Source organism: Streptomyces sp. NPDC050806, assembly GCF_055586425.1.
On the sequence record NZ_JBVJIF010000009.1, the window covers coordinates 124834 to 138853 of the forward strand.

The 14020-nt window shown below is 71.4% G+C and carries 11 protein-coding genes; 6 read left to right on the forward strand and 5 right to left on the reverse strand.

What is annotated here, in order from left to right; translation table 11 throughout:
- Window positions 1–63: 63 nt before the first annotated feature.
- Window positions 64–1206 carry a SpoIIE family protein phosphatase gene (locus tag ACZ6WH_RS27815; protein WP_469731537.1) on the reverse strand — a complete coding sequence of 381 codons (1143 nt, stop codon included), beginning with the start codon at window positions 1204–1206 and terminating at the stop codon, window positions 64–66.
- Between the two features lie 127 nt (window positions 1207–1333).
- On the opposite strand from ACZ6WH_RS27815, the gene ACZ6WH_RS27820 reads away from it, so the two are divergent.
- Complete coding sequence (locus ACZ6WH_RS27820; protein WP_469731539.1) at window positions 1334–2563, forward strand: GNAT family N-acetyltransferase; 1230 nt, start codon at window positions 1334–1336, stop codon at window positions 2561–2563.
- A gap of 168 nt (window positions 2564–2731) precedes the next feature.
- Here ACZ6WH_RS27820 and ACZ6WH_RS27825 read toward each other — a convergent pair whose 3' ends face one another.
- Both ACZ6WH_RS27825 and ACZ6WH_RS27830 read right to left on the reverse strand, forming a co-directional pair.
- Window positions 2732–3541, reverse strand: a complete 810-nt coding sequence (locus tag ACZ6WH_RS27825; protein ID WP_469731541.1) for an Fpg/Nei family DNA glycosylase — start codon at window positions 3539–3541, stop codon at window positions 2732–2734.
- Window positions 3542–3565: 24 nt separating this feature from the next.
- Window positions 3566–4054 (reverse strand): ribose-5-phosphate isomerase, encoded by a 489-nt coding sequence (locus ACZ6WH_RS27830; RefSeq protein ID WP_432854396.1) that lies wholly within the window; start codon window positions 4052–4054, stop codon window positions 3566–3568.
- A 214-nt stretch (window positions 4055–4268) separates the two neighbouring features.
- Here ACZ6WH_RS27830 and ACZ6WH_RS27835 point away from each other — a divergent pair, with 214 nt between their 5' ends.
- A complete protein-coding gene (locus ACZ6WH_RS27835) occupies window positions 4269–5684 on the forward strand; it encodes an amino acid permease (protein ID WP_432854399.1) in 1416 nt (471 codons plus the stop codon).
- A gap of 79 nt (window positions 5685–5763) precedes the next feature.
- Here ACZ6WH_RS27835 and ACZ6WH_RS27840 read toward each other — a convergent pair whose 3' ends face one another.
- The gene (locus tag ACZ6WH_RS27840) at window positions 5764–6363 is read right to left on the reverse strand and encodes a biotin transporter BioY (RefSeq protein ID WP_469731544.1); all 600 of its coding nucleotides are present in this window, start codon (window positions 6361–6363) and stop codon (window positions 5764–5766) included.
- Window positions 6364–6642: 279 nt separating this feature from the next.
- On the opposite strand from ACZ6WH_RS27840, the gene ACZ6WH_RS27845 reads away from it, so the two are divergent.
- The 3 genes from ACZ6WH_RS27845 to ACZ6WH_RS27855 all read left to right on the forward strand — a co-directional run bounded on the left by ACZ6WH_RS27845 (window position 6643) and on the right by ACZ6WH_RS27855 (window position 10487).
- Window positions 6643–8064, forward strand: a complete 1422-nt coding sequence (locus tag ACZ6WH_RS27845) for an amino acid permease (RefSeq protein ID WP_469731546.1) — start codon at window positions 6643–6645, stop codon at window positions 8062–8064.
- Window positions 8065–8241: 177 nt separating this feature from the next.
- Window positions 8242–9666 (forward strand): amino acid permease, encoded by a 1425-nt coding sequence (locus ACZ6WH_RS27850; protein ID WP_469731548.1) that lies wholly within the window; start codon window positions 8242–8244, stop codon window positions 9664–9666.
- A 179-nt stretch (window positions 9667–9845) separates the two neighbouring features.
- Window positions 9846–10487, forward strand: a complete 642-nt coding sequence (locus tag ACZ6WH_RS27855) for a superoxide dismutase (protein WP_361566632.1) — start codon at window positions 9846–9848, stop codon at window positions 10485–10487.
- 181 nt (window positions 10488–10668) lie between these two features.
- Here the strand turns inward: ACZ6WH_RS27855 and ACZ6WH_RS27860 are convergent, their stop codons facing one another.
- A complete protein-coding gene (locus ACZ6WH_RS27860) occupies window positions 10669–11307 on the reverse strand; it encodes a mycothiol-dependent nitroreductase Rv2466c family protein (RefSeq protein WP_432854409.1) in 639 nt (212 codons plus the stop codon).
- Window positions 11308–11410: 103 nt separating this feature from the next.
- Between ACZ6WH_RS27860 and pepN the strand changes: the two genes are divergently transcribed.
- Window positions 11411–13999 carry an aminopeptidase N gene (pepN, locus tag ACZ6WH_RS27865; RefSeq protein WP_469731551.1) on the forward strand — a complete coding sequence of 863 codons (2589 nt, stop codon included), beginning with the start codon at window positions 11411–11413 and terminating at the stop codon, window positions 13997–13999.
- The last annotated feature ends 21 nt before the right edge of the window (window positions 14000–14020 follow it).

The window sequence follows — 14020 nt, forward strand, 5'->3', positions numbered from 1 at the left end:
TCCCCGGGCGGGGCGCGCCGGAAAAACGCCGTGCGGGCGTTCGGTCCCGGCAGACGCGGGCGTTCAGTCCCGGCAGATCAGCAGGAGCGCGCGGTCGTCGTGCACGTCCTTGGCGACCGCCTCGATCAGATGCCAGGCGGCACCGGTGAAGCCGGCGGTCACATAGCGGTCGGCCTCACCGGTGAGGCGGTCGATGCCCTCGGCGATGTCCCGGTCGGAGGCCTCGACCAGCCCGTCGGTGAAGAGCATCAGCACGTCGCCGGGGCGCAGCGTGCCCTTGATCGGGTCGAACTGGGCGCCGTCCATGATGCCCAGCAGCGGCCCCTCGGCCGCCTTCTCCTCCCAGCGGCCGCTGCCCGCGCTCAGCTGGAGGGCGGGCGGGTGCCCGGCGGAGAACAGCTCGTAGTCCCCGGACTCCAGGTCCAGTACGAGGTGGATGGCGGTCGCGAAGCCCTCGTTCCAGTCCTGGCGGAGCAGGTAGCCGTTGGCCGCGGGCAGGAAGCCGTGCGGCGGCAGCGAGCCGAGCAGGCCGCCGAACGCGCCCGACAGCAGCAGCGCCCGGGAGGCGGCGTCCATGCCCTTGCCGGAGACGTCGGTGAGGACGACCTCCAGGATGTGGCCGCCGTGGGTGCGCGAGGCGACGACGAAGTCGCCGGAGAAGGACTGGCCGCCGGCCGGCCGCAGCGACATCTCGCGGTGCCAGCCGCGCGGCAGCTGCGGCAGCGCGCTCTGGACCCGGATGCGCTCGCGCAGGTCGAAGAGCATCGTGCCGCCGCGCCGCCACGGCACGCCCACCCGGCTGCGGAACTGCGCGATCAGCAGCCCGAAGAGGCCCACCGCCGCGACCACCAGGACCGTGCCGGGCGTGATCCGGTCCGGGCCCCGCTCGTACGGGCCGAGCGCCGCGGCCTCCACGATCAGCGCCACCGCCGAGGTGCCGTACAGGGCGAGCAGGCTGGAGGGGCGCAGCAGCAGGCCGCCCGCGACGATCGGGAGGACCAGGGCGGTGGGCGCGAACCAGTCGGGGCGCCAGATGGTGCAGGCCGCGAGGAGCGGCACGGAGATCAGCAGGGCCACCAGCGCGACCCAGTCGGAGCCGTCGCCGCGGAAGTAGTCGACCATGGCCTTGCGCACGCCGATGCGAACCCGGTGCATCGCCTTGCGCACCCGGGCCGTCAGGGTCTCCGCTGCCGCGCCGCTCGCCATTTGCCCGTGACCATATCCACCCCTTTGGCGGCGCGTCGATTCGCGGCACGCCGCCCGCGGCAATTGCCAGGAAAACGTGTTCGAAATCCAGTCGCGTCCGCGAGCCGGAGCCTGCTACGCATGACGTATGACGACACAGGTACGGACATTGCGGGCAGCCGAGTGGGACGGCTGGTACGCCAAGTTGGAGCGGGCGTTCGGCGGGATTTCCGAGTCCCAGGAGGAGCGCGGGCTCTTCCGGGACCTCACCGAGGTGGACCGGTCGCTCGGCGTGTGGGACGGGATCGAAGTCGTGGGCACGGCCGGGGCGTTCAGCTTCCGGGTGACCGTGCCGGGGGGAGCGTCGGTCCCCGCGGCCGGCGTGACGATGGTCAGCGTGCAGGCGACGCACCGGCGGCGCGGACTGCTGACCGAGATGATGCGGCATCAGCTCGACGACGTACGCCGCCGGGCGGAGCCGCTCGCCGTTCTGACTGCGTCCGAACCGGTGATCTACGGCCGGTTCGGGTACGGCGTGGCCACCCGCCAGGCCACGCTGCGGGTCGAGACGGAGCGGGTCGCGCTGACGCTCCCGGACGGCACGGACGGCGTACGCCTGCGGATCGTGCCGCCCGCCGAGGCGGTGGCCGACTGCGAACGGGTGTACGCGCAGCTCGTCGCCGGCCGCCCCGGGATGCTCGCCCGGCAGCCGGGCTGGGAGCGGCTGCCGGTGCTGGACCCGCCCGGCGACCGGGAGGGCTCGGGGGAACTGCTGTGCGTGCTGGCGGAGGTCGCCGGCGAGGTGCGGGGGTACGCGCGGTACGCGGTCAAGCCGGAGTGGGGCGACAGCGGCCCGGAGGGCACGGTGCAGCTGCGCGACATCGAAGCGCTGGACCCGGTCGTCCGTGCGGCGCTCTGGCGCTACCTCCTCTCCATCGACCTGACCTCCACCCTGGTGTCCCACAACCGCCCGCTCGACGACCCGCTGCTGCACATGGCCTCCGACCTGCGCCGGTGCGGAGTGCGGGTGCGGGAGGGGCTGTTCCTGCGCCCGGTGGAGGTGGGTGCCGCGCTGGCGGGGCGCACGTACGCGGCGCCGGTGGACGTCGTCCTCGACGTCCGGGACGCCTTCTGCCCGTGGAACGAGGGGCGGTGGCGGCTGTCCGGTGACGCGAAGGGCGCGTCCTGCGAGCGGACCACGGACGCGGCCGACCTGGCGCTGTCCGTGCGGGAGCTGGGCGCGGCGTATCTGGGCGACACCTCGCTGAGCGCGCTGGCGACGGCCGGCCGCGTGACGGAGCTCCGACCGGGCGCGCTGGCCGAGGCATCGGCCGCGTTCGGCTCGGACATCACACCGTGGCTGCCACACGGGTTCTGACCTCTTGGGCTCGCGCCCGGCAGGGCGCAGCCCCAGGGGCGCGGGGCTCCCCAGCTGACGCCGGGAGGTGCCCCCAGCGCGGCCGGCCACGACGGCGCGGCGGTCGGCGACGGCGCGCACCGCCCGCGGCGGACCGGCGGCCCGGTGGGGCAGGGCGCGACCGCCCGGTCAGGCCGCCTGGCAGCCAGGGCACCAGAAGAGGTTCCGCCCGGTCAGCTCCGCCGCGCGGATCTCCGTCCCGCAGACGTGGCACGGCTGCTGCGCGCGGCGGTAGACGTACACCTCGCCGCCGTGGTCGTCCACGCGCGGCGGCCGGCCCATGGCCTCGGGCTCGTGTTCGGGGCGCACGGTGTCGATGCGGTTGTTGCGGACGCCCTCACGCATGAGGACGACCAGGTCCGACCAGATCGCGTCCCATTCCGAACGCCGCAGATCGCGGCCGAGGCGGTACGGGTCGATTCCGTGCCGGAAGAGGACCTCGGCGCGGTAGACATTGCCGACGCCGGCGATGACCTTCTGGTCCATCAGCAGCGTGGCCACGCTCGTCCGGCTGCGCGAGATCCGCCGCCAGGCCGGCTCCCCGTCGTCGTCCGCGCGCAGCGGGTCGGGGCCGAGCCGGTCGTGTATCGCCTGCTTGTCGGCGTCCGTGAGCAGCGCGCAGGCGGTGGGCCCGCGCAGGTCGGCGTAGTGCCCGTCGTTCAGCAGCCGCAGCCGCACCGTGTCGGTGGGCGGCGGCGCCGGCGCCGCACCGAAGCCGAGCTTGCCGAAGAGGCCGAGGTGGACATGGACCCAGCCGGCGCCCTCGAAGCCGAGGAAGAGGTGCTTGCCGTGCGCCTCGGCGGCCGCCAGCACCTGGCCGTCGACCAGCGCGGCGCCGTCGGCGAACTTGCCCTGCGGGCTGCTCGCGCGCACAGGCCGGCCGCCGAACCTCTCGAAGTGGTCGGCGGCCAGCCGATGGATCGTGTGCCCCTCGGGCATCTGCGATCAGTCCTGTCCTGCGGGTCAGCCCTGCTGCGGGTGGTGCGCCGGGATCGCGGGCAGCTCGCCGGTGGTCTCGTACGCCGAGAGCATCTCGATCCGGCGGGTGTGCCGCTCCTCGTCGCTGTACGGCGTGGCGAGGAAGGCCTCGATGAACCGGGTGGCCTCGTCCTGGCTGTGCATCCGGCCGCCGACGGAGATCACGTTGGCGTTGTTGTGCTCCCGGCCGAGCTTGGCGGTCTCCTCGCTCCAGGCCAGCACGGCCCGTACGCCCTTGACCTTGTTGGCGGCGATCTGCTCGCCGTTGCCCGAACCGCCGATCACGACGCCGAGGCTCTGCGGGTCGGCGGCGGTCTTCTCCGCGGCCCGGAGGCAGAACGGCGGGTAGTCGTCCTGGGCGTCATAGATGTGCGGGCCACAGTCGACGGGCTCGTGGCCATGGGCCTTCAGCCACTCGACGAGGTGGTTCTTCAGTTCGAAACCGGCATGATCGGAGCCGAGGTACACGCGCATGCGATGAGTGTGACACGGCGGGGTCGGGGTAAGTGCCGTTGGGTCTCCCTACGAGTACACCAGGGGAAACTCCCGCGTTACCGCCCGTACACGAGTTCGTCGTACAAACGCACGAAGTCGTTAACGATCCGGATTCGGGACTTCCCCTCCGAGCACTCCGGACGTTCTCATCCAGGGGCTCGACACATCCATGAACCACACAAGGACGGTGCACATGGGCGCGCACCCGCCGACCACGACCGCCGAGCGGACCACCGGTGACCCCGGTGACGGCCGGTCGCCGGAGGGCCTGCAGGCAGGACTCAAGAACCGCCATCTGTCGATGATCGCCATCGGCGGAGTGATCGGCGCCGGCCTCTTCGTCGGCTCCGGTGCCGGCATCGCGGCCGCGGGGCCCGGCATCCTCATCTCCTACGCGCTGACCGGCCTGCTGGTCGTCCTCGTGATGCGGATGCTCGGCGAGATGGCCGCCGCCTCCCCCACCTCCGGCTCCTTCTCCACCTACGCGGACCGCGCGCTGGGCCGCTGGGCCGGCTTCACCATCGGCTGGCTGTACTGGTTCTTCTGGTCCGTGGTGCTGGCCGTCGAGGCGACCGCGGCGGCCGCCATCCTCACCCACTGGGTCCCGGCCGTCCCGCAGTGGGCCTGGGCGCTGCTGGTGATGATCGTGCTGACCGGTACGAACCTGATATCCGTCGGCTCCTTCGGCGAGTTCGAGTTCTGGTTCGCCGGCATCAAGGTCGCCGCGATCGTGATCTTCATCGTGGCGGGCGCGCTGGCGGTCTTCGGACTGCCGCCGGGCGACGAGGCGGTGGGCCTGTCGAACCTCACCGGCAACGGCGGCTTCCTGCCGAACGGGCCGGGCGCGATCCTCTCCGGCATGCTGCTGGTCGTCTTCTCGTTCATGGGCAGTGAGATCGTCACCCTCGCCGCCAGCGAGTCGCCCAACCCGGTGCAGGCCGTCCGCAAGGCCACCAACAGCGTCATCTGGCGTATCGCGATCTTCTACCTCGGCTCCATCGCGGTGATCGTCTCCCTGCTGCCGTGGGACGACAAGGCGGTCGAGGCCAGCCCCTACGTCGCCGTCCTGCAGTCGCTGGACATCCCGTACGCGGGCACCGTCATGGACGTCGTCGTCCTCACGGCCGTGCTCTCCTGCCTGAACTCCGGCCTCTACACCGCGTCCCGCATGGCCTTCTCGCTCGGCGAGCGGGGCGACGCGCCGAAGTCCTTCACCCGCGTCAACAAGGGCGGCGTCCCCGCGGTCTCCATCTGGGCCTCGGTCGCCTTCGGCTTCATCGCGGTGATCTTCAGCTACACCTCGAAGGACACGATCTTCCAGTTCCTGCTGAACTCCTCGGGCGCGGTCGCGCTGTTCGTGTGGCTCGTCATCTGCTTCTCGCAGCTGCGGATGCGCCGCACCATCGAGCGGGAGACGCCGGAGCGGCTGACCGTCCGGATGTGGCTGTACCCGTACCTGACGTACGCCACGATCGCGCTGATCCTCTTCGTCGTCGGCTACATGTTCTACGACCCGGAGGGCCGCCAGCAGATGATCATGTCTGTGCTCGTCGGCCTGCTGGTCCTGGCCGTCGGCCTCTACCGGGACCGCCGCAGGTCCCGCGCCTGAGCCGCCGGACGGCACCGCGAACGGCACGGGCCCCGCACCCCCGGAAGGGGATGCGGGGCCCGCCGCGTACGGCCGGGGGTCAGCCCTTGCGGCCCGCCAGCTTCCACGCGGCCGGCAGCGCGCCCATGGCCAGTACCGCCTTCAGCGCGTCACCGACCAGGAACGGCACCAGGCCCGCGACGACCGCCTCGCTCAGCGACATGCCGGTGGACAGGGCCAGGTACGGCACGCCGATCGCGTAGATCAGGGCCTCGCCGGCCAGCATCGTGCCGGCCGTCCGCAGCAGCCCGCGGTCCCCGCCGCGCCGGGCCAGCGCGCCGACGACCGTCACGGCCAGCAGCATGCCGAGGACGTAGCCGAAGGAGGCACCACCGGGACCGGCCTTGGCCTCCGCGAACCACGGCACGCCCAGCACGCCGACCACCGCGTACAGGGCCATCGACAGGAAACTGCGGCGGGCGCCGAGCGAGGCACCGACGAGCAGCGCGGCGAAGGTCTGGCCGGTCACCGGGACCGGGGAGCCCGGGACCGGTACGGCGATCTGGGCGGCGACGCCGGTGAGCGCGGCGCCGCCGACGACCAGCGCGGCGTCGCGGACGCGGGCGCGCGGGGCGGTGACGGCGGGCAGCAGGTCGGCGAGGACGGCGCCCGGGCGGACGGAAGCGGCGGCAAGGCTCATCGGAACTCCGCTGGGTGGGAATCGAACAGGGACGCATCGAACTTAGACCAGTCAAGGCCGGGCGATCATCGTGCGGCGCCGACAAACGCGTCACACCGGGCTTTGGATGCTTCCGCACTCGGCGCATGTCCGCGCCCGGGCCGGACGACCGGCGGTTTCTCCAGGTCACGTGATGCTCATCACGGCCGCGGGGCCGATCGTGCGGGCATTTTGTGCTAGTGCGGCCCGGCCGGAGACACTGTGGGGTCCCCCCAACGTCTCCTGTGAGAGTACGAGCGCATGCACGACGCACCCCCCACCTCCGGCACCGGCCCGACCGGTGGCGCGGACAGCGGCGAACCCCTGTCCGGCGGACTGAAGCAGCGCCACCTGACCATGCTGGGCCTGGGCGGCGTGATCGGCGCGGGCCTGTTCGTGGGATCCGGCGCCGGCATCAAGGTGGCGGGTCCGGGCATCGCGCTGTCGTATCTGATCGCCGGCGCGCTGGCGATGCTGATCATGAGGATGCTCGGCGAGATGTCCTCGGCGATGCCCGCCTCGGGCGCGTTCTCGGTGCACGCGGAGCGGGCGCTGGGCCGCTGGGCGGGGTTCAGCGTGGGCTGGCTGTACTGGTTCATGCTCGTGGTCGTGCTCGCCGTCGAGGCGACCGGCGCGGCACAGATCGCCAACGGCTGGGTGCCCGCGGTCCCGCAGTGGGGCTGGGTGCTGATCTTCATGCTGTTCTTCACGGGGGCCAACCTCGCCGCGGTCCGCAACTTCGGCGAGTTCGAGTTCTGGTTCGCCACGCTCAAGGTCGGGGCGATCGTGCTCTTCCTCGTCCTGGGCCTGCTGGCGATCTTCGGGGTGCTGCCGGGGTCCGGCGCGTACGACGGGGACCCGGTGGGGCTGGCGCACCTCACCGGCGACGGCGGCTTCCTGCCCAACGGCTGGTCCGGGGTGGTCTCCGGGGTGCTGGCCGTGGTGTTCGCGTTCGGCGGCCTGGAGGTCGTGACCATCGCGGCGGCGGAGTCCGAGGACCCGGCGCGGGCGGTGGGCCGGGCGGTGCGCAGCGCGGTCTGGCGGATCCTCCTCTTCTACGTCGGCTCGATGCTGGTCATCGTCACGCTGCTGCCCTGGTCCTCGATCGAGCCGGGCAAGAGCCCCTACGTCGCGGTGCTCGACCGGCTGGGCGTGCCGGGCGCGGGCCAGATCATGAACGTGGTCGTCTTCGTGGCGCTGCTGTCGGCCCTGAACGCCAACCTCTACGGCTCCTCGCGGATGGTGTTCTCGCTGGCCGAGCGGGGCGAGGCGCCGCGGGGGCTGCTGAAGGTGTCGGGCGGCGGGGTGCCGCGCCGGGCCGTGCTGGCCTCGGTCGCCTTCGGCTTCATCTCGGTCCTGCTGAATCTGAAGTGGCCGGATTCGGTCTTCCTGTATCTGCTCAACGCGGTGGGTGCGGTACTGCTCTTCGTCTGGGGCCTGATCGCCGTCTCGCAGCTGCGGCTGCGCCGCCGGATCGAGCGCGAGGTGCCCGAGAAGCTCACCCTCCGTATGTGGGGATTCCCCTGGCTCACCTGGGTGGCGCTGGCCGCCATGGCGGCCGTGATCGTGCTGATGCTCTTCGACGCGGGGGCCCGTCCGCAGCTGCTGTGGTCGGCCGGGGCGACCGCGCTGGTGCTGCTGGTCGCGGGCGGGCGCGAGCTCCGCGACCGGCGCCGCGGGTGAGACGCCGGTCACCCTCTGTCGCTGTCGATCACGCCTCGGGCGCGGTCGGTCACGATTCAGTCTGAATATCGAACAACCAGCGCACGAGTGTTGTCCTGAGCGGACACCCCGCCCAAACTGAGCGGGCTCCTCGGATCCGCCTCAGCTCCGCTCTCACATAATGGGACAGGTACGACCATGAATCGGACACCTTCGTCCACCGCGCCCGAGCGCGAGCCGGCCGACCGGGCCGCGGGCGCCGGACCGGACGGCGGCACCTCGCTGTCCAACGGGCTCAAGCAGCGCCACCTTTCGATGATCGCGCTGGGCGGCGTGATCGGCGCCGGCCTCTTCGTCGGCTCCGGCGCGGGCATCGCCGCGGCCGGCCCCTCCATCGTCATCGCGTACGCGATATCCGGCTGCCTGGTCATGCTCGTCATGCGCATGCTGGGCGAGATGGCCGCGGCCAACCCGGCCTCCGGCTCCTTCTCCGTGCACGCCGAGCGGTCGATCGGCCCCTGGGCCGGCTTCACCGCGGGCTGGATGTTCACCGCCCTGCTCTGCGTGGCCGTCGCCGCCGAGGCGCTGGGCGCGGCCGACATCATGGTGGGCTGGTTCCCCGGCACCGAGCCGTGGATGTGGGTCCTCCTCTTCATGGTGATCTTCTGCGCGACCAACCTCGCCGCGGTCGGCAACTTCGGTGAGTTCGAGTTCTGGTTCGCCACCCTCAAGGTCGCCGCGATCGGCATCTTCCTGATCCTCGGCCTGCTCGCCATCTTCGGCGTGCTGCCCGGCACGGACGCGCCCGGCGCCTCGCACCTCACCGGCGACGGCGGTTTCCTGCCCAAGGGCGTGGACGGCCTGATGGTCGGCCTGCTCGCCTCGGTCTTCGCGTACGGCGGCCTGGAGACGGTGACCATCGCGGCCGCCGAGTCCAAGGACCCGGTGCGCGGCGTGGCAAGCGCGGTGCGCACCGCGATGTGGCGCATCGCCCTCTTCTACGTCGGCTCGATGGCGATCATCGTGACCGTCATCCCGTGGAGCGCGCCGGAGATCACCAAGACCGGCCCGTACGTCGCGGTGCTGGACTACCTGAAGATCCCCGCGGCAGGCCAGATCATGAACGTGGTCATCCTGATCGCCCTGCTCTCCGCGATGAACGCCAACATCTACGGCTCCTCCCGGATGGCGTACTCGCTCACCGCCCGCGGCCAGGGCCCGCGCTTCCTGAGCAAGGTGAGCGGCGGCGTGCCGCGGCGCGCGGTGCTGCTCTGCTCGGTCTTCGGCTTCTTCACCGTGGTGCTCAGCATCGTGTGGCCGGACACCGTCTTCCAGTGGCTGCTGAACATGGTCGGCGCGGCCGTCCTGGTGGTCTGGGGCTTCATCTCCGTCGCGCAGCTGCGGATGCGCCGCCGGCTGGAGCGGGAGGAGCCGGAGCGGCTGGTCGTACGGATGTGGGCGTTCCCGTTCCTCACCTGGGTGGCGCTGGCCGGCATCGCGGCGGTGCTGCTGCTGATGCTGCGGGACGAGGCCCAGCGCATCCAGCTGTACTTCACGGGCGGCTTCGCGCTGGCGCTGACCGCCATCGGGCTCGTCCGGCAGAAGCTGGCCGCCCGCGACTGAGCCGCGGCGCTCTCCTGATCCTGCGAGGCGGGGCGGGACTCCTACCGGAGTCCCGCCCCGCCTCCGTCTTTCGTACCGGGTCCGCCCCCTTGCCCGGGTTCGCCACTCACCTGCTGTTAGCCTGCTCTTGCAAATTAGTTGCAACTACTGCTGTTGAGCAGCTTGGAGGCTGGGCGTACATGGCGACCTACACACTTCCTGAACTCCCCTACGACTACTCGGCGCTGGCGCCCGTCATCAGCCCCGAGATCATCGAGCTGCACCACGACAAGCACCACGCGGCCTACGTGAAGGGCGCCAACGACACCCTGGAGCAGCTCGCCGAGGCCCGCGACAAGGACCAGTGGGGCTCGATCAACGGCCTGGAGAAGAACCTGGCCTTCCACCTCTCCGGCCACATCCTGCACAGCATCTACTGGCACAACATGACCGGCGACGGCGGCGGCGAGCCCCTGGACAAGGACGGCGTGGGCGAGCTGGCCGACGCCATCGCGGAGAGCTTCGGCTCCTTCGACAAGTTCAAGGCCCAGCTGACCAAGGCGTCGGCCACCACTCAGGGCTCCGGCTGGGGCGTCCTCGCGTACGAGCCGGTCACCGGCCGCCTCATCGTCGAGCAGATCTACGACCACCAGGGCAACGTCGGCCAGGGCTCGGTCCCGATCCTGGTCTTCGACGCCTGGGAGCACGCCTTCTACCTCCAGTACAAGAACCAGAAGGTCGACTTCATCGAGGCCATGTGGCGCGTCGTCAACTGGCAGGACGTCGCCAAGCGGTACGCGTCCGCGAAGGAGCGCGCGAACAACCTGCTCCTGGCGCCCTAGGCGCCGGAGGCGCCGGTAAGCAGCCTGCCTCGTGATCGTCTTCTCACCGTTCACCCCGGCAGGCGGATAGAAGAATCGCCCCCGCGAGGACGTGACTCGCGGGGGCGGTTCTGTATGTGCAACGGCTGCGGCGCCGTCGTGGCTTGTCGCGCAGTTCCCCGCGCCCCTACAGGGGCGCCGCTCAGTCGAAGCTCGGGGCCGCTGTCCTGGTGCGCTTGATCTCGTAGAAGCCCGGGATGGACGCGACCATCAGGGTGCCGTCCCAGAGCTTGGCGGCCTCCTCGCCCTTGGGGTGCGGGGTGACGACCGGGCCGAAGAAGGCGATCTGGTCGCCGTCGGCACCGGGGACGGCGATCACCGGCGTGCCGACCTCCTGGCCGACCAGGTCGATGCCCTCCTTGTGCGAGGCGCGCAGCCGCTCGTCGTGCGCGTCGGTGTCGGCGGCGTCCGCCAGCTCGGCGGGCAGGCCCGCGTCCTCCAGCGCCGCGAGGATCGTCTCGCGGTTCCGCGGCAGGCCCTGGTTGTGGAAGCGGGTGCCGAGCGCGGTGTAGAGCCGGGCGAGTACCTCGCTGCCGTACTTCTCCTCGGCCGCGATGCAGACCCGCACCGGGGCCCACGCCTCGGTCCGCATCATCTCCTGGTAGTTCTCGGGCAGGTCGTCGAGCTTGTCCTCGTTCAGCACCGCGAGGCTCATCACGTGCCAGCGGACCTCCACCGGCCGGACCTTCTCCACCTCCAGCATCCAGCGGGAGGTCAGCCAGGCCCACGGGCACAGCGGGTCGAACCAGAAGTCTGCGGGGGTATTGCCGGTGTCGGACACGAGAGTCTCCTCTACGAGCGGGTCGGTAGCCGGTTCAACCGCGGCGTAGCGTGCCATGATTCCCAGTGTTCGATATTCGAGACACAGACGAGGGAGTCGCGTCGTGCCCGGTGAAAACCTGTCCCGAGACGAGGCCCGCGAACGGGCCCGGTTGCTGACCGTCGACGGGTACGAAGTGGCCCTGGACCTGCGGTCCGCCGTGGAGCAGGGGGACGCCTCCCGGACGTTCCGCTCCCGCACGACCCTCCGCTTCCGCTGCGCGGAACCGGGCGCCGGCACCTTCGCCGACCTCGTCGCCCCCGAGGTCGACCGGGTGACGCTGAACGGCCGTGAGCTGGACCCCGCGGCCGTCTTCGACGGCGCCCGGATCGCCCTGCCCGACCTGGCCGCGGAGAACGTCCTCGTCGTGGACGCGCGGTGCGCCTACAGCCGCACCGGCGAGGGCCTGCACCGCTTCGTCGACCCCGAGGACGGCGAGGTCTACCTCTACACGCAGTACGAGCCGGCCGACGCCCGCCGGGTCTTCGCGAACTTCGAACAGCCCGACCTCAAGGCCCCCTTCGAGTTCGAGGTGACCGCGCCCGAGGGCTGGGTCGTGCTCAGCAACGGCGCCGAGGCCGGCCCCGGCGACGGCACCGTGCACCGCTTCGCCCGTACGCAGCCCATCTCCACGTACATCACCGCCGTCGTCGCCGGCCCGTACCACTACGTCTCCGACACCTACCGGCGTACGTTCGAGGACGGGACCGAGCTGGAGGTCCCGCTCGGCGCGCTCTGCCGCAAGGGGCTGGCCCGGCACTTCGACGCCGACGACGTCTTCACCGTCACCAAGCAGGGCCTGGACTTCTTCCACGACCACTTCGACTACCCGTACCCCTTCGGCAAGTACGACCAGGCGTTCGTCCCCGAGTACAACATCGGCGCCATGGAGAACCCGGGCTGTGTCACCTTCCGCGAGGAGTTCATCTTCCGCGGCAAGGTCACGCAGGCGTCGTACGAGCGGCGGGCCAACGTCATCCTGCACGAGATGGCGCACATGTGGTTCGGCGACCTGGTCACCATGGAGTGGTGGGACGACCTGTGGCTGAAGGAGTCCTTCGCGGACTTCATGGGCGCGCTGTCGCTGGCGGAGGCCACCCGCTTCAAGGACGGCTGGATCACCTTCGCCAACGGCCGCAAGGCCTGGGCGTACCGCGCCGACCAGCTGCCCTCCACCCACCCGATCACCGCCGACATCCGGGACCTGGAGGACGCCAAGCTCAACTTCGACGGGATCACCTACGCCAAGGGCGCTTCGGTGCTCAAGCAGCTGGTGGCGTACGTGGGCCGGGACGCCTTCCTGGACGGCGCGCGGCGCTACTTCAAGCGCCACGCGTACGGCAACACCACCCTGGCCGACCTGCTGTCCGCGCTGGAGGAGACCTCGGGCCGTGACCTGGCCGCCTGGTCCCGCTCCTGGCTGCAGACGGCCGGCGTCAACGCGCTCACCCCGCAGGTCACCTACGACGCGCAGGACCGCGTCACCGAGCTGTCCGTCCTCCAGGAGGCCACGCCGGCCCGGCCCGAGCTGCGCCCGCACCGGGTCGCGGTCGGCCTGTACCGGCGCGCCGGCGCGGACGGCGCGCTGGTCCGGTACGCCCGCGCCGAGCTGGACGTCTCCGGGCAGCGCACGGCCGTGGAGGAGCTGGCGGGGGCCGAGCGCCCCGACCTGATCCTGGTGAACGACGAGGACCTGACGTACTGCAAGATCCGCTTCGACGAGCGGTCGCTGGCCACCCTGCGCGGCCACCTCGGCGAGATCACCGACCCGATGGCGCGCGCCCTGTGCTGGTCCGCGCTGTGGGGCCTGACCCGCGACGGGCTGATGCCGGCCCGCGACTACCTCGACATCGTGCTGCGGTTCGCCGGGCGGGAGTCCGACATCGGCGTGCTGCAGACCCTGCACGCGCAGGCCCGCACCGCGCTGCACCACTACGCGGCCCCCGAGTGGCGGCAGCCCGGCGCGCAGCTGCTGGCCCAGGGCGCGCTGCGCGAGCTGCGGCTCGCCGAGCCCGGCAGCGGCCACCAGCTGACCTGGGCCCGCTTCTTCGCCTCCGTCGCCTCCACCGAGTCCGACCTCCAGCTGCTGAACGGCCTGCTGGAAGGCACCGCGAAGATCGACGGCCTGGAGGTCGACCAGGAGCTGCGCTGGGCGTTCCTGGAGCCGCTGGCCGCGCACGGCGCCGTCAATGAGCGGGTGATCGACGCCGAACTGGCCCGGGACGACACCGCGTCGGGGAAGCGGCACCAGGTCCGCTGCCTGGCGGCCCGGCCGTCCGCCGACGTCAAGGCCCGTGCCTGGGCGGACGTGGTGGAGTCCGACGTGCTCTCCAACGCCCTGGTGGAAGCCACGATTTCGGGCTTCGACCAGCCCGGCCAGCGGGCCCTGCTCGCGCCGTACGCGCCGCGGTACTTCGACGCCGTGCAGAAGGTGTGGCAGGAGCGGTCGATCGAGATCGGGATGGCCGTCGTCCGGGGCCTCTTCCCGGCGCTGCAGAGCAGCGCGGAGACGCTGGACGCGGCCGACGCCTGGCTCATCGCGCACCCGGAGGCCGCCCCCGCGCTGCGCCGCCTGGTGTCGGAGTCGCGCGACGATCTCGCGCGGGCGCTGCGGGCACAGGCTTGTGACGCAAAGGTCGGCGCGAGGCCGTAACCCCGGGTAGGACCAGCACTT

Coding starts and splice junctions, on each gene's coding strand:
- ACZ6WH_RS27815 (WP_469731537.1), bottom strand. CDS start 1,206: ATGGCGAGCGGCGCGGCAGCGGAGACCCTGACGGCCCGGGTGCGCAAG.
- ACZ6WH_RS27820 (WP_469731539.1), top strand. CDS start 1,334: ATGACGACACAGGTACGGACATTGCGGGCAGCCGAGTGGGACGGCTGG.
- ACZ6WH_RS27825 (WP_469731541.1), bottom strand. CDS start 3,541: ATGCCCGAGGGGCACACGATCCATCGGCTGGCCGCCGACCACTTCGAG.
- ACZ6WH_RS27830 (WP_432854396.1), bottom strand. CDS start 4,054: ATGCGCGTGTACCTCGGCTCCGATCATGCCGGTTTCGAACTGAAGAAC.
- ACZ6WH_RS27835 (WP_432854399.1), top strand. CDS start 4,269: ATGGGCGCGCACCCGCCGACCACGACCGCCGAGCGGACCACCGGTGAC.
- ACZ6WH_RS27840 (WP_469731544.1), bottom strand. CDS start 6,363: ATGAGCCTTGCCGCCGCTTCCGTCCGCCCGGGCGCCGTCCTCGCCGAC.
- ACZ6WH_RS27845 (WP_469731546.1), top strand. CDS start 6,643: ATGCACGACGCACCCCCCACCTCCGGCACCGGCCCGACCGGTGGCGCG.
- ACZ6WH_RS27850 (WP_469731548.1), top strand. CDS start 8,242: ATGAATCGGACACCTTCGTCCACCGCGCCCGAGCGCGAGCCGGCCGAC.
- ACZ6WH_RS27855 (WP_361566632.1), top strand. CDS start 9,846: ATGGCGACCTACACACTTCCTGAACTCCCCTACGACTACTCGGCGCTG.